The 19,474-nt window shown below is 66.0% G+C and carries 13 protein-coding genes; 8 read left to right on the plus strand and 5 right to left on the minus strand.

Features of this window, described 5'->3' with window-relative positions; translation table 11 throughout:
• The first annotated feature begins 10 nt into the window (after nt 1-10).
• Nucleotides 11-2,581 carry a type I polyketide synthase gene (locus tag LGY53_RS10570; protein ID WP_225726475.1) on the plus strand — a complete coding sequence of 857 codons (2,571 nt, stop codon included), beginning with the start codon at nt 11-13 and terminating at the stop codon, nt 2,579-2,581.
• A gap of 117 nt (nt 2,582-2,698) precedes the next feature.
• On the opposite strand, the gene LGY53_RS10575 is transcribed toward LGY53_RS10570, so the two are convergent.
• Together LGY53_RS10575 and LGY53_RS10580 are read right to left on the minus strand one after the other, a co-directional pair.
• The gene (locus tag LGY53_RS10575) at nt 2,699-3,628 is read right to left on the minus strand and encodes a hypothetical protein (protein WP_225726476.1); all 930 of its coding nucleotides are present in this window, start codon (nt 3,626-3,628) and stop codon (nt 2,699-2,701) included.
• A 70-nt stretch (nt 3,629-3,698) separates the two neighbouring features.
• Nucleotides 3,699-4,769: a glycosyltransferase family 4 protein gene (locus LGY53_RS10580; protein ID WP_225726477.1), complete on the minus strand. Its 1,071-nt coding sequence runs from the start codon at nt 4,767-4,769 to the stop codon at nt 3,699-3,701.
• Nucleotides 4,770-5,158: 389 nt separating this feature from the next.
• On the opposite strand from LGY53_RS10580, the gene hemA reads away from it, so the two are divergent.
• The 5 genes from hemA (at nt 5,159) to LGY53_RS10605 (ending at nt 10,742) form a co-directional block, all read left to right on the plus strand.
• Nucleotides 5,159-6,373, plus strand: a complete 1,215-nt coding sequence (gene hemA, locus LGY53_RS10585) for a 5-aminolevulinate synthase (RefSeq protein WP_225726478.1) — start codon at nt 5,159-5,161, stop codon at nt 6,371-6,373.
• Between the two features lie 9 nt (nt 6,374-6,382).
• Nucleotides 6,383-7,933: a long-chain fatty acid--CoA ligase gene (locus LGY53_RS10590; protein ID WP_225726479.1), complete on the plus strand. Its 1,551-nt coding sequence runs from the start codon at nt 6,383-6,385 to the stop codon at nt 7,931-7,933.
• Between the two features lie 131 nt (nt 7,934-8,064).
• Nucleotides 8,065-8,274: a DUF5988 family protein gene (locus tag LGY53_RS44385; protein ID WP_225732613.1), complete on the plus strand. Its 210-nt coding sequence runs from the start codon at nt 8,065-8,067 to the stop codon at nt 8,272-8,274.
• A gap of 21 nt (nt 8,275-8,295) precedes the next feature.
• Complete coding sequence (locus LGY53_RS10600; protein WP_225726480.1) at nt 8,296-9,069, plus strand: thioesterase II family protein; 774 nt, start codon at nt 8,296-8,298, stop codon at nt 9,067-9,069.
• A gap of 20 nt (nt 9,070-9,089) precedes the next feature.
• The gene (locus tag LGY53_RS10605) at nt 9,090-10,742 is read left to right on the plus strand and encodes an MDR family MFS transporter (protein WP_225726481.1); all 1,653 of its coding nucleotides are present in this window, start codon (nt 9,090-9,092) and stop codon (nt 10,740-10,742) included.
• Nucleotides 10,743-10,761: 19 nt separating this feature from the next.
• Here the strand turns inward: LGY53_RS10605 and gntA are convergent, their stop codons facing one another.
• The 3 genes from gntA to LGY53_RS10620 form a co-directional block, all read right to left on the minus strand.
• Nucleotides 10,762-11,427, minus strand: coding sequence for a guanitoxin biosynthesis heme-dependent pre-guanitoxin N-hydroxylase GntA (gene gntA / locus LGY53_RS10610; RefSeq protein WP_225726482.1), 666 nt, complete (start codon nt 11,425-11,427; stop codon nt 10,762-10,764).
• A 172-nt stretch (nt 11,428-11,599) separates the two neighbouring features.
• Nucleotides 11,600-12,799 (minus strand): DUF418 domain-containing protein, encoded by a 1,200-nt coding sequence (locus tag LGY53_RS10615; protein WP_225726483.1) that lies wholly within the window; start codon nt 12,797-12,799, stop codon nt 11,600-11,602.
• A gap of 252 nt (nt 12,800-13,051) precedes the next feature.
• On the minus strand, nt 13,052-13,354 hold the full coding sequence (locus LGY53_RS10620) for a hypothetical protein (protein WP_225726484.1): 303 nt from the start codon (nt 13,352-13,354) through the stop codon (nt 13,052-13,054).
• A gap of 10 nt (nt 13,355-13,364) precedes the next feature.
• Here LGY53_RS10620 and LGY53_RS10625 point away from each other — a divergent pair, with 10 nt between their 5' ends.
• Both LGY53_RS10625 and LGY53_RS10630 read left to right on the plus strand, forming a co-directional pair.
• Complete coding sequence (locus LGY53_RS10625) at nt 13,365-17,021, plus strand: WD40 repeat domain-containing protein (protein WP_225726485.1); 3,657 nt, start codon at nt 13,365-13,367, stop codon at nt 17,019-17,021.
• Between the two features lie 273 nt (nt 17,022-17,294).
• The gene (locus tag LGY53_RS10630; protein WP_225726486.1) at nt 17,295-19,472 is read left to right on the plus strand and encodes an MMPL family transporter; all 2,178 of its coding nucleotides are present in this window, start codon (nt 17,295-17,297) and stop codon (nt 19,470-19,472) included.
• The last annotated feature ends 2 nt before the right edge of the window (nt 19,473-19,474 follow it).

A 19,474-nucleotide genomic window follows, 5' to 3' on the forward strand; every position in this document is an offset into this window, starting at 1 on the left:
CTGGAATGGTGTGCGGCTGAACGCAACTCAGGCGGCCAGCCTACGTTGCCGGATCAGCCCGGCGGGCGAAAACGCCGTATCCATCACCGCGACAGACGAATACAACCACCCCGTACTCTCCGTCGAACGGCTTGCGCTACGCGCGGTGGACACCGGGGCGATCACCCGCGGCCAGCTGTTCCGGATCGACTGGGCCCCGGTCCGCATCGGACCGCCCGTCGATGACTTCGTTGTGCTAGGCGCAGATCTGTTCGGTCTCGGCGGCCGATCCGTTGACACCATGGAAGACATTGGCGCGCAAGATATTCCGGCCAATGTGCTGGTGGCCTGCGATACCGTCGGCACCGTGCGTGCCGTGCTCGGCTCGCTGCTCGACCGCCTCCGCGCCTGGCTGGCCGACGACCGGCTCGCCAATTCTCGCCTGGTGCTGGTCTTCCGCGACGAAAACGGCGACGACCCGGTGACCGCCGCCGCCTGCGCCCTACTGCGTTCGGTGCAGGCCGAACATCCGGGCCGATTCCTGGTGCTGACGCTCGGCGAGAGCGTGCCCGACAACCTGTCCGCGGCGCTCACCACCGACGAGGAGCAGCTCTGGTTCCGCGACAGTGCCCCGCACGCCGCTCGATTGGCCAGGGTATCCGGCCGGTCCGCCGAGCCGGTCTCCCTGCGCGGTGCCGCGGCGGCCGGTTGGCTGCTGGTCACGGGTGCGTTCGGCGTGGTCGGCGCCGCGACCGCACGACATCTGGCAGCCGAGTACGGCGCCCGCCGAGTGCTGCTCGTTTCGCGCCGGGGTGCGCAGGCCGAGGGAGCCGACGCTCTGGTGGCCGAGCTCACCGAACTCGGCGCGACGGTGCACGCGGTCGCCTGCGACGTCGCCGATCGTGCGGCACTGTCGGAACTGTTGTCCGAATACCCCGTCGCGGCGGTGGTGCACGCGGCCGCCGCGCTGCGCGACGGCACGGTGGAAACCGTCACCGCGGAGCATTTGGACACCACGCTCGCCGCCAAGGTGGATGGCCTGGTGCACCTGGACGAGCTGCTGCCGGGCACGGTGCCGCTGATCGCATACTCTTCGGCGGCAGGGATTTTCGGTAATCCGGGCCAGTCCGCGTATGCCGCCGCGAACGGATTCGTCGACGGCCTGATCCGCACTCGCCGCGCCCGGGGCGGGCAGGGTGTGTCCATCGCATGGGGCCTATGGGCCCAGACCAGCGAGATGACCCGGAACGCGGATGTCGGTGCGCTCGCGGCCTCGGGCATGACCGCGCTGTCCGGCGCGGAGGCCATGGCACTGTTCGACGCCGCACTGGACAGCGGTGTGGACATCCCGGTGGCGATGCGGCTCGACCTCGCCCGCCTGCGCAAGGTGCTCGGCGCCGACCCGGACGCGCCGATTCCACCGCTGTTGCGCGGGCTGATCCGGCGGCAGGCCTCCGCACCCGCGAGCGATTCGGCGGGCGTGCGTGCCCGGCTCGCCGCACTGCCCGCACCGGACCGTGGCAAGGCACTGCTCGACCTGGTCACCACCCAACTCGCCGCGGTGCTCGGGCACGCCGACAACGGTGCGATCGGCCGCGACACAGTGATATTCGAGCTCGGTGTCGATTCGCTTGCCGCATTGGACCTGCGCAACCGGCTGCACCGGGCCACCGGCATCCGGCTGGGCAGCACGGCGGTATTCGATAATCCGACCGTCGCCGCGCTGGCCGCACACCTGGGCGCGGAGCTGGACCGCGCCATCGGCGGCCCGGCGGACGCGCCCGCCGAGCGCGGCTCCTCAGGTACATTCGCCCCGCTGTTCGCCAAGGCCGCCGAGCTCGGCGCGGTGGCCGAACTGGTCGCTTCGATCACCGCCGCCGCGCGCTTCCGGCCGTCGTTCGATATCGCGGCCGCGGCGCGGCAGCGTCCGGAGATCGTCCGAATGACGCGCGGCGACCAAGGGCCGAGCGTGGTCTGTGTGCCATCCATGCTCGCGATGTCCGGTCCGCGGGATTACACCCGATTCGCCGCCGCATTCCGCGACCACCAGAACGTATCGTCGCTGACGCTTCCCGGATTCGCGGCCGACGATGCCCTGCCGGAAAGCGTTGCCGCGCTGGTCGAAGCCCTCGTCGGCCCGTTGCTGGAACTGGCCGCCGAAGCACCGCCGGTGCTGTTGGCGCACTCCTCGGGCGGGCCGGTGGCACACGAACTCGCCGCACGCATGGAGCGCGATGGCAACCCGGTGTTCGCGCTGGTCCTGCTGGACACCTATCCGATGAACGCCGCCTCGTTCTCCGGTATCGAGGGCAGGCTGGGCGACGCGATGTCCGACGGGGACGGCCGCTTCGGCCTGATCACCGACGAGCGATTGATGGCGATGACCACCTACTTCCGGCTCTTCGACGATTGGCGGCCGACCGCGATACAGGCACCGACCCTGCTGGTGCGGGCGAGCGAATCACTGCCGGGCATGGCGGAGCGGGCGAGCTGGCCGCTGCCGCACAGCGTGCTGGACACGCCCGGCGACCACTTCAGCATGCTCGGCAGGCATGCGCACAGCACCGCGGAACTCGTCAGGGACTGGCTCGCCCGCGGCTGATACGGTGACAGTGCCGGGCACCGAAAATGGCTGCCCGGCACCGCATCTGGCATTGCGCAGCCGAATCACCCCGCAGTACACCGCGATTCGATGAGACGTGGTCGGGTGCGGGACGCCCTAGGCCCGCGGTCGCAGCGGCGTCGTGACGTCGATATGCGTGACGTCGAACGCCTTGCGCACACAGTCGACCCGGTGGAAAAGCTTGTCCGGCCCCAGAAAGTACAGGCTGCGCACGTCCTGCTCGGCCAACGCGCCGACCACCTTCGGCCAATTGATGGGTTGGTCGAAACCGTCCAGCAGCATGGTGTGCGCGGCCGCCGTGGTCTGCACCGTTGCGCCGTCCTGATCGGCGAGCACCGGCAGTCGCGGGGCGGACAGCTCGAAATCGGCCAGCACGGCGCTCACGCGGTGCCGCAGCTCGGTAAAGGATCTGGCGTGCACGGCCGGGCGCATCGTGCCCATCGAATACCCGCCCGCGGCGCGCACCCGGTCCACCAACCAGGGCAGGTCCGGCTCACGCACCGATATGAAGTAGAACCCCTCGTCCACGATGGCCGAGAGCTCGGACCACTTCCCGGCCGCCGTCAGCTCGGCGAGCGCCTGCCGCCAGCCGTCCTCGGGAACGCGGACGAAACAATGGGTGACCGCGTCGGTATACGACTTCGCGAAATAATCCTGCTCGGCCCGGGCCAATTCGGCCGTGAGCCGCACCGCTTCCGGAAACGGCAGAATTTCGGCATATGCGGTCAATGCCCGCTGTCCGAAACTCGGCCCCACACACGTCACCGGATCGATACCGGACGTTTCCGAAATCCAGTCGGCGAGCGCGACGCAGGCGACCATGAATGCCAATTGCGCGGCCTCGGAATGGTCGTCGTCCTCGCTGTACCGGTTCAATATCCGATAGCCGACCACCTCGTCGGCGACGGCGAGTCTGCGCCGAGCCATCGGATCGAGCAGCAGGAATTTCCGGATATCCCGGTAAGGGACAATTCCCTTGCCCGGAAAAATGAATGCGGATTTGCCCGTCATTGTCTTGCCCATCATCGGCGTGGACCCAGCGGTTCACCCCCGACGCTACTTACCGTATCGGTGCCGTGGACACCCCTACCGTCCCTTACGGTGTCGTGCGATTCCGGCGCAGCGTGGCGCGATACAGCCCGGCCGCGCGTTCGGCGACCGCGCGCCAGCTGAATTCGGCTTCCAGCCTGGCTCTGGCCGCCTTGGCGTGTTCCTCCGCCAGCGCCGGATCGTCGAGTTCCGCACACACCGCATCGGACAGCTCGGTGACACTGCCCGGCCCGAACAGCCGCCCGGTGCGTCCGTCGACGACCACCTCGGCCAGCGCGCCGGAGCGGGCCGCGACCAGCGGCGTGCCGACCGCGGCCGCCCACAGCGCCGCCGATCCGGCCGGGTCGGGCGATCCGGGCAGCACGATGACGTCCGCGGCGCCGATGGCGGCCCGCAGGTCGGGCAGATTGAGGTCGCCGACGAAGGTTGTCACCGCCGCGAGACCGCTCCGCCGCACCTGCTCGGATAATATTTCCCGGTAGCTGCCGTCGCCCGCGACCACCAGCCGGGTGCCCGGATGCGCGTTGCGGATCAGCGGCAGTGCGGATAGGAGATCCCGGACGCCGGTCGTCTGCTCCAGCGTGTCGAAGGTGAGCAGCAGTGGGGAGTTGTCCGGGTTGTACAGCTGCCGGGCCCATTCGGACGCCACCGGCATCTTGTGCCAGACCCGCACGTCCACACCGTCGGGGAGGACCTCGATCGCGGCCGGATCCAGCCGATAGGCTGCGGCGATTTGCTGCCGCTCGGCATATGAGCACGCGATCAGCAGGTCGGCGCGGTGCGCGAGCGCGCGCCGCATCGGGTCGACGGCGCCGGACGATCCGGTGTGCTCGTCTGCCGCGGGCACGCTGACCACCAGCGGGACACCGGCCGCGTCCGCGAGCCGCACGGCTGTCGGGCCGATCCGCATATCCAGCGCGTGCACCAGATCGGGTGGCCACCGGCCCGTGAAAAGGGCACCCGTCGGCTGCGCGTACGGGTCGGCGGCGGTCACATCGCCCGGCAGCACGGCGACTTCGTGCCCCAGCCTGCGCAACTCCGTCGCCAGTGCGTGTACGGGCGTGCCGAGTCCTTCATCGTCGAGGGTGCATTCCCGGGACAACGTGAGGATACGCATTGCGTTCTCTGCTCCTCGGAATGGAACACATCGTCGGTGATCGAACGGTCCATCGACGGTACTTCGGGATGGCGCGGTGGAACATCGGTCGATGGACTCATCCATGGATGATTATCACGACTCGAGCAGAAAATGAATTTCCCCTACCCGCTACAACCACGGGTTGACAAAGATTTCCGTCCTGATTACAACCACGGGTTGATGACCGGCGGTTGGATGTCACCCAACCGCGTGCGATGCGGCACATTTGCGCTCGTTAGGGGCGGCTAGGGGTTGTCGGTCCACTTCGTGGCTTCATACGTTTATTCAACGATTTGGGTGTGATCAAATCCCCGGCGGATTGTCGGTCGCGTAAGGCCGCCGCCAACGCAGAGAGCGAGTTTATTCGAATGACCGAGAACACGGAATTGTTGACACGCAATCCCCTGGATTCCGAAATCCGGGAGCGGGAGTTCTTGGAGATCGGTCGTCGCGCCGGTCGTTTTCCGGCGGCCAATACCTACGGTCGGTACGGCCATCTCGGCGAAGTAAGTGTGTGGTGTAGCAATGACTATCTCGCAATGGGACAGAACCCGGCCGTACTCGCGGCGATGAAGCATGCGGTCGACGAATTCGGCGCCGGTGCGGGCGGCTCGCGCAATATCGCCGGAACCAACCGCAATCACGTGCTGCTGGAACAGGAACTCGCCGAACTGCACGGCAAGGAAGAGGCGCTGCTGTTCACCTCCGGATACACCGCCAACGACGGTGCGCTCACCGTGCTTGCCGGGCGGCTGGACAACGGCATCGTCTTCTCCGACGAGAAGAACCACGCGTCCATCATCGACGGCCTCCGGCACAGCGGCGCCGAGAAGCGCGTCTTCCGGCACAACGACGCGCGGCACCTGGCCGAGCTGCTCGCCGCGGCGCCGGCCGATCGGCCCAAGCTGATCGTCTTCGAATCGGTCTACTCGATGAACGGCGATGTCGCGCCGCTCGCCGAGCTGGCCGACCTCGCCGATCGGTACAACGCCATCACCTACATCGACGAGGTGCACGCGGTCGGGATGTACGGCCCCGAGGGCGCCGGAATCGCTGCGCGGGAAGGCATCGCCGATCGGTTCACCATGGTGATGGGCACTCTGGCCAAGGGTTTCGGTACGGTGGGCGGCTATGTCGCGGGTCCGGCCGATCTGATCGGTTCGATCCGCACGCACTCGCGGCCGTTCATCTTCACGACGGCACTGCCTCCGGCGGTCGCCGCGGCGGGTCTGGCCGCCGTGCGGCACCTGCGGTCGTCGGATACCGAGCGCACCGCGCTGGCCGCCAACGCGCGGCTGCTGCACGGCCTGCTCACCGAATGCGGTATCCCGTATCTGTCCGATCAGTCGCATATCGTATCGGTGCTGGTCGGCGACGACGAGAAGTGCCGCAAGCTGTCGCAGATCCTGCTCGAGCAGCACGGCATCTACATCCAGGCGATCAACGCGCCCAGCGTGCGGGTCGGCGAGGAGATACTGCGCATCGCACCGTCGGCGGTGCATATGTCGAACGATGTGCGGAAGATGGTCGAGGCGCTCGACCAGGCGTGGCGGGATCTGAACCTGACCCGGCTGCACGACTAGGCCGTCACCATGTTCATTTCGGTCGCTGCCATACTCGCCGATTCGGCCGCCCGGCGCCCGGATCACCCCGCGGTGATCTTCGAGGGCGCCCGGGTCACCTACGGTGAGCTCTGGGACGAGGCGCGCCGGTATGCTGCGGCGTTGCGGGACCGCGGCATCCAACCGGGTGATCGGGTCGCGCTGCTGCTGCCGAATTCGCCGCGGTTCCCGATGATCTACTTCGGGGCCTTGGCCGCCGGGGCGGTGCTGGTGCCGGTGCACGGGCTGTCCAGCGGCGACGATATCGAGTACGTGCTCCGCGACGCGGCGGTCCGACTCCTGATTTGCGACGCGGCGATGCTCGACGCCGGGTCGACAGGCGCGCGGCTCGCCGGGGTCGAGCTGTTGATCACGGGCGAATCCGCGGACACCGGTCATCCGCGGCTGGACGTGCTCGCCCGCGGCGCGCGACCCATACCGGATTACCTACCGCGCCGCCCGGACGATCTGGCGCTCGTGCTGTACACCTCGGGCACCACCGGGCGGCCGAAGGGCGCGATGATCACCCAGCTCAATGTGGTGATGAACGTCAGCACCACCATGCTCGCGCCATTCGATTTCGATGCCGACGACGTGTTGCTCGGCTGCCTGCCGCTGTTCCACACGTTCGGCCAGATCTGCGGTATGAACACCTGTTTCCGGGCCGGCGCGACCATGGTGCTGATGCCGAAATTCGAGGCCGGGGCCGCGCTGGAGCTCATGGTCACCGAGCGGTGCACGGTCTTCATGGGGGTGCCGACGATGTACTACACCCTGCTCGAGGCGGTGACGACCGGTGTGCCGGTGCCCCGGCTCGACCGCGCCTTCTCCGGCGGCGCCGCACTTCCGGTGGCCGTATTGGACGCATTCCAGCAAACCTTCGGCTGTCCCGTCTATGAGGGTTACGGCCTCACCGAGGCATCGCCCGTGGTCGCGTACAACCAGCGGTCCTGGCCGGTGAAACCCGGTACCGTCGGTCGGCCGATCTGGGGTGTGCAGGTGGAGATCGCCGAGGCCGAGGTGGCCGACCGGATCGAGCTGGTGCCGGCCGGGGTGGTGGGGGAGATCGTGATCCGCGGTCACAACATCATGGCCGGTTACCTGAATCGTCCGTCCGCCACCGCCGAGGTGCTGGTCGACGGTTGGTTCCGCTCGGGTGATCTCGGCGTCAAGGATGCCGACGGTTATCTGTCGATCGTCGATCGCAAGAAGGACATGCTGGTGCGCGGCGGATACAACGTCTATCCGCGCGAGGTCGAAGAGGTCCTGGTCCGCCATCCCGCGGTGGGGCAGGTCGCGGTGATCGGCATCCCCGACGACCGGCTCGGCGAGGAGGTCTGCGCCGTGGTGTGCTGCGCGCGCGGCCGGCAGCCGGACGAGGAACTGGCCGAGCAGATCGTGTCGTGGAGCCGGGCCCGGCTGGCCGGTCACAAATATCCGCGTCTGGTGAAATTCGTCGACGCTTTTCCGATGGGTCCGAGTGGGAAGGTGCTCAAACGTGAACTCGTCAACCTTTTCGCTCGACCCGTCCACGCGAGGTGAGCATAATGTCTCGTGCGCGATGTAATTCTATCCGGAATTTTCATCGTTTACCGTCGCGTAAATCGAGAATTATGGGACAATACTGTGAGAGCGCGGAATATGGCGCGATATCACAGAAGGGGTGGGAGACTATGCAACCCACAAAAGTCATGTTGGTAGGCGGACCTGCGAAATTTCCCGACCGGGAGCGAATCCGAGAGGTCGATGATCCGACCGACAAGATCAAAGTTCAGTTCGGCGGTGGGTACGAGCATTTCGTGAACAGCGGCGAATTCGCCACGCACGAAATCGGTTCGTTGCCCGTGTTCAAATGGTGTGGCCGCACCAAGTTCGCGGAGTAGGTGGTGTGATGGAGCCGGATAATGCGGGATGAGCCGACCGTTGATTCGTGGGTCCGCCGGTACCATCCGGCGCCCGCCGCCGAGGTGCGGCTCGCCTGTCTGCCGCATGCCGGTGGTTCGGCGAGTTTCTATTTCCCGATGTCCAAGGCATTGGGACCGGCGGTCGAGGTGTTGGCGGTGCAATATCCGGGTCGCCAGGATCGGCGGAAAGAAGCCTGCATCGAAGACATAGCCGAATTGGCCGATCTCGTCGCCGAACGGTTACGGCCGTGGGCGGCGGACCGGCCGCTGGCGATATTCGGGCACAGCATGGGGGCGACGCTGGGCTTCGAGGTCGCACAGCGATTCCAGCACGACGGCGCGCCGCCGCCGGTGCTGTTCGTTTCCGGGCGGCGGGCGCCGTCGCGGCACCGGGCGGAGACCGTCCACCTGCGCGACGACGACGGCCTGCTGGCCGAGATCCGCGCGCTCAGCGGCACCGACCGGCAACTGCTCGACGACGACGAACTGCTGCGCGGCATGCTGCCCGCCATCCGCGCCGACTACCGGGCCATCGAGCTCTATCGCTACCAACCGCGGCCGCCGCTGTCCGTCTCGATTCATGCGCTGGTCGGTACCAGCGATCCCCGGGTCGATATCGAGGATGCCCGCGCCTGGCGGGAACACACCACGGGCCAATTCGACCTGCACACCTTTCCGGGTGGCCACTTCTATCTGAACGCACAGGCGGCGCAGGTCATCGACCTGGTGGCCGCCGAGCTGTCCACACTTTCCCGCACCGCGCGACCCTGCTGATCATCCAGAAAAGGCTGTCCATGAGCATCTCGGAACCGCGGGCGGATGACGCGCGCAACCACCGACTCGTACTCGCGGTGCTGCCGGGACTCATGGCCGGGATATTCCTGTCCGCGCTGGACGTGACCGTGATGAGCACCTCGCTCAAAACGATCGCCGACGGCCTGGGCGGACTCGACCTGCTGGCCTGGGCGACCACCGCCTTCCTGGTCACCGAAACCGTATCGGGGCCGATCTACGGCAGGCTCGCCGATATCTACGGCCGCAAATCGCTCTACCTGATCGCGATCGTCCTATTTCTGATCGGCTCGTTGACCTGCGCTTTCGCCCAGTCGATGTATCAGCTCGCGGCCTTCAGGGCGATCCAGGGTCTCGGCGCGGGCGGACTGGTCACCCTGCCGTACACGATCAGCGCGGACATCATGGCGCCGCGGGATCGCGCCCGGTACCAGGGCTATTTCCTGGCGGTGTGGGTGTCGGCGAGCGTGCTCGGCCCGGCCGTCGGCGGTCTGTTCGCCGGGGCCTCCAGCTTTCTGGGCATCGCGGGCTGGCGCTGGATCTTCCTGGTCAACCTACCGATCGGGCTCGTCGCGCTGGCCGTGATCGTCAAGGCGCTCAACGTAAAGCACTATCGTCAGACCACCAAGGTCGATTACTGGGGTGGTGTGACGATCCTGGTCGCCGTCGCGCCGATACTGATGTTGTTCGAGAGCGGACGCGATTGGGGTTGGGGCTCACCGCTTTTCGTGGCCTGCCTGGTGATCGGTCTGCTCGGATTGTCGATATTCCTCGTGGTGCAGCGGCGGGCCGGCGATGCGGCGCTGATCCCGCTGCGCCTGTTCCGGGTGCAGACCTATCGGATCTCGGTCCTGATCGCCGCGACGGTCGGCGTCGGCATGTTCGGCGCGATATCCCTTGTGCCGCTTTATCTTCAGCTGGTGCGCGGGGCCAAGCCGATCCTGTCCGGCCTGATCATGCTGCCGATGATGCTCGGCGTCATCATCGCCACGATCGCCTCCGGGGCGATCATCTCGCGCCGCGGGCGCTACAAGATGCTGCCGGTGGTCGGCGCCGCGGTCACCACGGTCGGCATGGTCGGCTTCGGATTCGTCGGCGTCGACACGCCGATGTGGGTGCCGGTTCTGCTCGTCGTGCTGTTCGGCATCGGCGTCGGCAGCTGTACCCAGGCGATCACCATGGCCGCGCAGAATGCGGTGCCCGCCCGGGACACCAGTGCGGCCACCGCCTCACTGACCTTCATCAGGCAGATGGCCAGCGCCCTCGGTGTCGCGCTGTTCCTGTCGCTGATGTTCGGGACATTGCACGGCAGTATCGCGTCCGCATTGCGGCGGGCCACCACCGATCAGGACTTCGCCGCCGCGATACACGATCCGGCGGTGGCCGAGACGCCGTCCAACGCACCGCTTTTCGACTTCCTGAACGGCGCGCGGCGGATCCCGTCGGATTCGTCGTTCCTCGACGCCATGGATCAGGCGCTGGCCAGGCCGTTCCGCGAGGGCTTCGCCTCGTCCATCAACCTGGTCTTCCTGCTCGGCGCGGGCATCATGGTGCTGACCTGTGCGCTGGCATTGCGCATGAAAGAGGTCCCGCTGCGGGACCGGAGCGTGTCGCAGCTGCTCGCCGAGGAGGCCGGGGACGCGGAGCGGGCCTGAACCCGCCGGCCCGGCCGGATCAGCCGCGCGGCTCGAACGGGCATTTCCAGTCCTGTTCGGTGAACCGACCCGAGAAATGCCGTGCGGGTTGCGTGTACTCGTAGGTGGTGAAGCTCGGGTTGACCGAACCGTTGTTGGTCACTTCCCGGCCCCGGATCTTCTCCTGCATACGGTCGAATGTTTCGCCCATCAGGACGAACTGAACATTCGAATTGAACGCGGCCGCGATTCTGGTGAAACGCCTGCTGGCCCGCGACGAACCCGGATGCAGGCCGACGACGAAAAATGCGTGCCCGGCCGTCGGGAATCCGAAGGTCGCCTCGGCGGGATCGCTGGAGAATCGCGTATCCGGGGTGTGTTCCTGGATATCGATATCGTGGACCAGCTGCAGATGCTGCCAGAGCAGTCGCTCGAACTCCGGTTCGCTCAGCAGACCGGGTGCGTCGAAGGTCGCCACGAATGTCTTGAAGCTCTTGTCGGACAGCGTGCCCGGCAGACCGCGCGCGTATTCGGCGAGATCGCGGTGGTGTTCCCGCGCCGATTCCGCGTCGCCGAGTTCCCGATAATGCCCGTGCGTTATCGTGTCGCGCTTGAGCGCCGCACGTGCGCCGAGACAGCTGAACGGCTTACTTTGAATGAACTCGTCCAGTTCGGCACGGGCCTGGGCTTTGGTCGCAGATTCCATGCTGCTGCCTTCCGGTATTTCGCGAATTGCGGACGAGTCGATTTCGATTTTTCGGTGGTGCGGGGAGTGCTTCAACCCCTACCGGCCCCAAGGAATGGAAATGGCCGGGGCGCGATATGACAAACCCGGCGACCATGAGGCCGCCGGGTTGTCGTTGTCTACCGGGTCGGTGCTACTGCTCGCGAGCCAGGGCGCGATAGCTGCGGTTCCACAACCATTCGACCGGACCGCGCTCGAACCGGCGCAGCCAGAAGTGCGCGGAGGTGGCGATGATCAGCGCGACCAGCAGGAAGATGCCGACCGTGAACGGCACGCGGGCATCGTCCGATACGTCCTTGGCGAGTCCGAGTCCCCAGCCGTAGCACAGGAACGATGCGATCAGGTTCTGCAGGATGTAGCAGCTCAACGCGGTCCGCCCGATCTCGGTGAGCCTGCGGCCGGCGAACCCGAGCCGGGTACGCCGCACATAGAACTCCGCCACCAGCGCGAGGATGCCGAACGAGACGAATGCTGCGGTGCCGTAGCGGCAGAAGACGAACATATCGCCGCTGCCGAGTATGCCGATGAGCAGGTCGATCGGTGCGGCGATGCCGAAACCGACGATCATCAGCCGCTTACGCAGCCGCGCGCCCTCGGGCAGGAAGACCCCCGCACGGTACAGCAGTGCACCGGTCAGGAACAGCGCGAGCGACATCGCGGAGATGAATATCGGTTCGAACCGGAACGAATCGATGTGCTGCACCCGGAATACGACGAGATCCCAGAACGAACCGGTCGCATAGGGATTCGGATTCAGCGGCTTGTGGCCCCCGGAGTCCAGGTTGAGCGCGAAGATCATCCCGAGCGCCATCACGGTCAGCAGCGCGAAGTGGACGGCCGCCGCGGTGATCAGCCAACGCCGTTGTGCGCGTTCACTTGTCGCGAGGATGAAGGAGACGATCAGGCCGGTCACCGCATAGCCCATCAGCACGTCGTATTCGGCGACGAACAGGAAGTTGAGCAGGCCGTCGAGGAGCAGCAGGCCGGCGCGCCACGGGTAGCTCCCGGGCCAGCGCCGTCCGGCACGCTGTGCGGAGCGCTGTTGGATGGCCAGCCCGATGCCGAACATTATGGTGAGCAGGCCGAGGTATTTGCCCTGCACGAATTGCTGCAGCACCCGCTCGAGCCACAGCCAGCCGTGTGCGGGCTGCTGCAGCTCGTGGATGTATCCCAGCATCCCTTCTCGATGGGTGACGATCCAGATGTTGGTGCCGAGGGTGCCGAGAATCGCGATGCCGCGCAGCACGTCGAGCGCCACCACCCGTCGCGCGGTCGGCCGGGTCGGTTGGTTGTCGGTGGTGTTCGGTCCCGCAGTGGCGATCGAATCGGTCATGCACCCGACTATTCCGACGTCGGTCGCCGGACCGTATCCTTCGGAAGTACTACTCCTGGTTTGACATTCCATCCGCTGCTGTCCATCCACCCGAACCGGACGTGCACGGGTCACCGAACCCAAATGCCAAGGGGCCCTGGACAATCCGAGACGTTTCGGCCCGCGCGGATCGGAGGTGGCTGCTACTATCGGTACCGACCGACCAGTTCGGCCGAATGCCGAGGCCAGTGTTGTTCTCGCGCTGACGTAGTTTCACGGTTCGGCGAGCCGGGGGCAAATCGGCTCGATATGGGGGCTTTCTGCATTGGACGGGTTAAGGGAGGCATCGCCGAGAAAGCTTTTCGCACAGAAATTCACGGAGCTGTTCTCGGCGGCGGGCGATCCTTCGATGAGGCGCGTGGCCATAATGGCCAATGCGCTGGTAGAGCAAACCAGCGGTAAACAGAAGAACAACAAGGGTCGGGCGATCACGCTGTCGTCGCAGCGGATCAGCGACTGGGCGGCAGGCCGGAACGTCCCCGCTCGATTCGAATCGCTCGCACCGGTGCTGGCCACATTGATAAATATGGCCAGAAGGCAGGGGTACACGGCGGAAGATTCGCTGCTCGATATGCGGCAGTGGCGCGATCTGTGGCTCGATTCGAATACCGTGGCCCCCAAGCCGGTCAAGAACAGTGTGGCCACACCGTATCTGGGCCTGCAATCGTATCGGCGCGAGGATTCCGAATTGTATTTCGGCCGCAACCGCGCGACGGAGGCGTTGCTGGGGCTGGTGGCGGAAATCGCCCTCGGTGCGGACCGCTCCGGGCTCATCGTGCTGGTGGGTGCGTCGGGTGCGGGAAAATCATCGCTGTTGGCGGCGGGTCTGATTCCGGCCCTCGCCGAATCCGCGAACGAATGGGCGATAGCGACCATGCGGCCGGGCGGAAAACCGTTGGCCGCGTTGCGAACGGCGCTCGGCCGCGACGACGAATCGGCCCCGCCGGTGTGCGAGGATTCGGCCTCGGCGGAATTGGACGAATGGGCGCCCGATCGGCGGCGACTGCTGATCGTGGATCAGTTCGAAGAGCTGTTCACCGCCTGCGACGACGACGATGAGCGCGACGCATTTCTCGCTGCCCTCGAACGCGCCGTGATCGGCCGGCCGGACCACGCATCCATCGCGATCATCGCGGTCCGGGCCGACTTCTATGCGCGCTGCCTCGACTATCCGATGCTGGCGGGTGCGCTGAATCGGCACAGCTATGTGCTCGATTCGATGCGACTGGACGAACTGCGCGATGCGATCGCCGGCCCGGCGGAATTGGCCGGGCTGGTACTCGAACCCGGTCTGCAGGAATTGGTGATCAGCGAGCTCTGCGGAATCGGCGCCCATCGGTCCGGAACGGTCGCCGGCGCGGGCACATTACCGCTGTTATCGCATGTCATGGAGGCGGTTTGGCAGAAGCGCGAGGGCAAGCGGCTGACCGTGGACGGATATCGCCGCTCCGGCGGTGTGATGGGCTCGGTGGCGACGACGGCCGAAAATGCCTGGGATATCTTGACCGAATCGCAGCAGGGAATCGCCAAACAAATCCTGCTGAGTCTGGTGACGGTCGGGCGCAATTCCCGCGATACCCGGCGGATCGTCGCCCGCGCGGAATTGTTGAACTCCGTCGAAAATGTCGCCGTGGCGGAGGCTGTCCTGGAAACGCTGACCGGGGCGCGGTTGATCACCATCGACGGCGATTCGGTATGCCTGGCCCATGAGATCGTATTGGACGCCTGGCCGCGACTGCGGCAGTGGATCGACGAGGACCGGGCCGGATACCTGGTCCGGCGGCAGCTGGAAACCGATGCGGCGCAATGGGTCGCGACAAATCACGACGAGTCGTTGCTCTACCGTGGCGTCCGGCTCGAATCGGCGCAGGAGCATTCCGACTGCCTGGTATCCGACATCGGCAAGCAGTTCCTGCGGGCATCCCGCGCGGAGCGGCTCAAAGCGGAGCACCGGGCGCGGGTCACCAAATCGCTGATGGCGATACTCGGGGTTTTCCTGCTGGTGGTGACCGTAGGTTTCTTCGACAGGAGCCGGACCGCGGAAATTCAGCGCACCGAGGCCATTTTCCAGGAGGTGCTGGCCAAGGCGGACAGTCTGCAGGATGTCGATCCGTCGCTGTCGGCTCAGCTGAATCTGGTCGCGTACCGGCTCCGGCCCGGCGATCCGGACGTCACGGCGCGGCTGCTGAGCACGCAAACCGTGGCCCTCGCGACCCCGCTGCTCGGCCCCGACAGTCCGGTGCTGAATGCCGCGTTCTCCTCGCGCGGGCTGCTGGCGGCGGCCTATGCGAATGGCACCGTCCATCTGTGGAATACCCGAGATCCACGAAATCCCGCACCGACTTGCGGCCCCATCACCGGAATTCGAGGTTTCGCATCCGCGGCGCAATTCAGCCCGGACGGCAGAATACTCGCCATCGGCGGGGAGGACCACCTGGTCCGGTTGTGGAATGTGGACGATCCGGCGCGGCCTCAATTATTGGCCGACCCGATGTCCGGCGGAAACGGCGCGATATACAACGTGGTTTTCAGCCCGGACGGTCGTACGCTCGCGGCCGCCAACGACGACCACACGGTGGCGCTGTGGAATATCGCCGATCCGGACCATCCGGTCCTGGTGCACCGGATATCCAAACAAGACGGCTCGATCCGATCGGCGGCCTTCAGCCCGGACGGCCGGGTGTTGGCGACCGCCAGCGACGATCGGACGGTGCGATTATGGAATGTCATCGACCCGGCCGATCCGGTGCCGATGGGTCCGCCACTCGGTGGCTTCACCGCGATACCGCACTCCGTCGCATTCAGCCCGGACGGCCGAAAACTGGCGGCCGGTAGCGATGACGGGGTCGTGGCGATATGGGATACGACCGATCCCGCGTCGCCCCGCCCGAGCCTGGCGCCATTGGTGGCGCACAACGGGAAAATATGGTCACTGGTCTTCGGTCCGGGCGGGAAAACTCTGATTACCGGTGGCACCGACGGCACTGCGAAATTGTGGAATGTCGCGGATGCGCGTGTCCAAATAATAGGCAGCCCCTTGGCGGGCCGGCGGGGCGGCGTCTTCGCCGTCGCGATCAGTCCGGATCAGCGGACGGTCGCCACCGGAAGTCAGGACGGGGTCGTCCGTTTGTGGTCATTGCCCGGAGCTCCGTTCAGTCCGGCCGGTGCGGTCGACACCTCGACATTCGATCCGCAGACCAAGGTTCTGGTCACCACATCGAGTAAGGGAAAGGTGCAGACCTGGGATATCCACGACCCACACGCGACGCGCCGGCTGGGCGAATTCCACACCGGCACGCGAATAATAGACAGCGCAGTCGATCCGCGCGGTCGGATGTTCGTCGTCCTCAACCAGAACCCGTTCGAATTCCGGTTGTACGATATATCCGATCCGACGAAGCTACAGTTGATCAGCACGATACCGCTGTTCAGTCATTTCGATTCCAAGGCGGTATTCAGTCCGAAAATGCCGCTGCTGGTCACCAGCCACGACGAGCATTCGATCCAGGTCTGGAATATCGCCGATCCCAAGGCTCCGGTACCGGTGGGAGCTCCCCGCCAGGTGTCGTCGGGCTGGATCACCAGTATGCGATTCTGTCCCGACGGCAGGATGCTCTATACCGCGGACAGCATCGGTGCGGTGAAGATGTGGGATATGTCGGAGCCCGGCCGACCCCGCCAAGTAGGCGACACTCTGCAGGCAGGCACCGGTTCGATCGAAAGTCTCGCGCTGAGTCCCGACGGGCTGACATTGGTCTCCGCGGGCGCGGACAAAACCGCCCGGATATGGGATGTCAGCAAACCTGACGAGCCGGTCGCCGTCGGCGACCAGCTCACCGGTTACAACTCGGCAATCGACTCACTCGATTTCAGCCCCGACGGGAACCGGCTGGCATCGGGCTCCTTCGACGGGGAAGTCCGATTGTGGGACTTTTCCGATCGCACCCATCCATCGGTGATAGTGCTGTCGAGTGTCCGATCGATCGGACCGAGAAGGCAGGTGGCATTCGACTCGACGGGCAACTATTTGGCGGTCAGCGGGTACGACGAGGGATTACTCGTCTGGGACCTGGATGTCGACCACGAGATCCAACGGATCTGCTCCGTCACTCGGATGGTGCTCGACCGCAACACATGGGAACAGGCCCTGCCCGGATTGCCCTACAAACCGCCGTGCCACTGAGTCGCACGGCTACGCATCGCAAGTTTCTGCGCCGGTGACGATCGGCGCAGGCGCGTTGAGCCACCGCCGTCGCTGCAGTGGATCGGCGTGGGCTATTTCTCTCGCGACGCCTGCCATCTGGTGATCTCCCACAGCACCTCGGCTCGGCGTCGCGCGAGCATTTCACCATCAGCGCCTTGTCGGCCATGCAGTGATGGTCCACCGAACGGTGGACTCGGCATTCCATCGGTCGAGGCTGTCGGCGGCACCGGCGCGACAACGAACATTCATGGCATGCGTGATCGCCCGGTAGGTTTGGCTCGCTGGAGCATTCGTCACCCGTGGCTGGCAATCGCGGGCTGGCTGCTGTTCGTGGTGCTGTGTATCGGTATCGGTACCGCAGTGGGCGGAAAGGCCGCGGGCACCGAGGATTTCCGGATCGGCGAGGCAGGCCGTGGCGAGGCGATGGCGGCCCGGGGTGGACTGCAGCAGCGGCCGGTGGAGCGGGTACTCATCACCGCGGGGCCCCGCGGTGACCGGCTGGATCCGGCCGCTGCCGCTGCCGCGGCGCGCGAGATCGGCGACCGGATGCGGAGGCTGCCCGAGGTCGAATTCGTTGCCGCACCGGTGTATTCGGCCGACGGTGCGGCGGTCCGGGTCGACATCACCATGACCGGCGCCGAGCTCGATGGCAAGAAGCAGGTCCTGCCGCTGCGCGCGGAAACCGCGCAAGAGCAAGCCGCCCATCCGGATCTGCGGATCGAGCAGACCGGCGGTCCCTCGATCAGCCGCGAGGTCGACGAACTACGCGACCGAGACCTGTCGCGTACCGAACTGATCGCGCTGCCGATCACCCTGATCACCTTGCTGGTGGTCTTCCGCTCCGTCGCGATGGCGCTGGTGCCGCTGCTGCTGGCGATTTCCGCGATCGTGGCAGCCATCGGACTGTCGATGCCGGCCTCACACCTGGTCCCCGACAATGGCGTCGGCGTCAACATCATCTTGTTGATCGGCATGGCGGTCGGCGTCGACTACACCCTGTTCTATCTGAAGCGGGAGCGCGAAGAGCGGGCACGCGCGTGCGGCGCACTCGATGCGCAGGCCATGGTGAGCCTGGCCGCCGCCACCTCCGGCCGGGCCGTCGTGGTCTCCGGGCTCGCGGTCGCCATCTCCAGCGCGACAATGTATCTCGCCGACGATGTCATCTTCTCCTCGATCGCCACCGCCGCAATCCTGGTCACCATGGTTGCCGTACTCGGCTCGCTGACCGCCCTGCCCGCGCTGCTCACCGTGCTCGGCAGACGGGCCGACCGCCGCGACGCGATCGTCGCGCGGCACAACGCAATCGATCGGCGCAAAGCCGGGCCGGGCCGGATTACCGCGGCGCTGCTGCGGCTGGCCGCGAAACACCCCGCGGTCACTCTCGCCGCCGCGATCCTCGCCATGCTTGCCGCCGCGACCCCGCTGCTCGGACTCGACTTGACCGATATGGGCAAGGAGACCCACCCGCGCATCATCGCGGCCATGCGGACCTTCGACCGACTGAATCAGGCCTTCCCGGAACTGAAGTCGATGCATCAAGTGGTCGTGGTCGCCGAACCCGGTCGCGCGGACGAAGTAGCCGCCGCCCTGGGCGAACTCGCCCGGCGCGCACACACGGATCCGGCGCTGGCGGGCACGGCAACGCTGCGCACCTCACCCGACCGCCAGGTCAGCCTGCTGGAACTGGCGGTGCCCCACTATGTGAGCGACACAGCGGCTCGCGCGTCCCTCGGCCGGCTTCGCGGCGAATATCTGCCTGCCACCGTCGGCGTGCTACCCGGCGTCGAATTCGCGGTAACCGGTGACGTAGCCCGGTACGCCGACTATCCCGAACATCAGAAACATGAGCTGCCATTGATCATCGGTGCGCTATTGCTGGTTACGTTTCTATTGACAGTGCTGGCCTTCCGGTCCGTCGTCCTCGGCCTCGTCGGCGTGCTACTCAACCTGCTCTCGGCGAGTTCCGCGCTCGGCTTGCTGACGCTGACCTTCCAACACTCCTGGGCGGAGCGTCTGCTCGACTTTCATTCGACCGGCACAATCGGTTCCCGGGTACCGCTGCTGCTGTTGGTGATCCTGTTCGGGCTATCGATGGATTACCAGGTATTCGTGATCAGCCGGATCAGGGAAGCCGCGCGGCGCGGCGTGCCCACCCGGCGGGCCGTGCTCGACGGCATCGGCGGTTCGGCGAGCGTGGTCAGCAGCGCCGCCTTCGTGATGATGACGGTCTTCGCCGCCTTCATTCCGCTGCACATCTTGGAGATGAAGCAGATGGGCTTCGCCCTCGCGGTTGCCGTTCTGCTCGACGCGTTCGTCATCCGGGTCCTGATCCTGCCCGCACTCCTGCTGGTGCTCGGCGACCGCACCTGGTGGCCGTCGCGCACACCACGTCTCGCCGCCGTCGACCGCACGCTGGAAACCGTAGGCTGAGC

The organism is Nocardia sp. JCM 34519.1 (genome assembly GCF_020361265.1).
GTDB lineage: Bacteria > Actinomycetota > Actinomycetes > Mycobacteriales > Mycobacteriaceae > Nocardia > Nocardia arthritidis_A.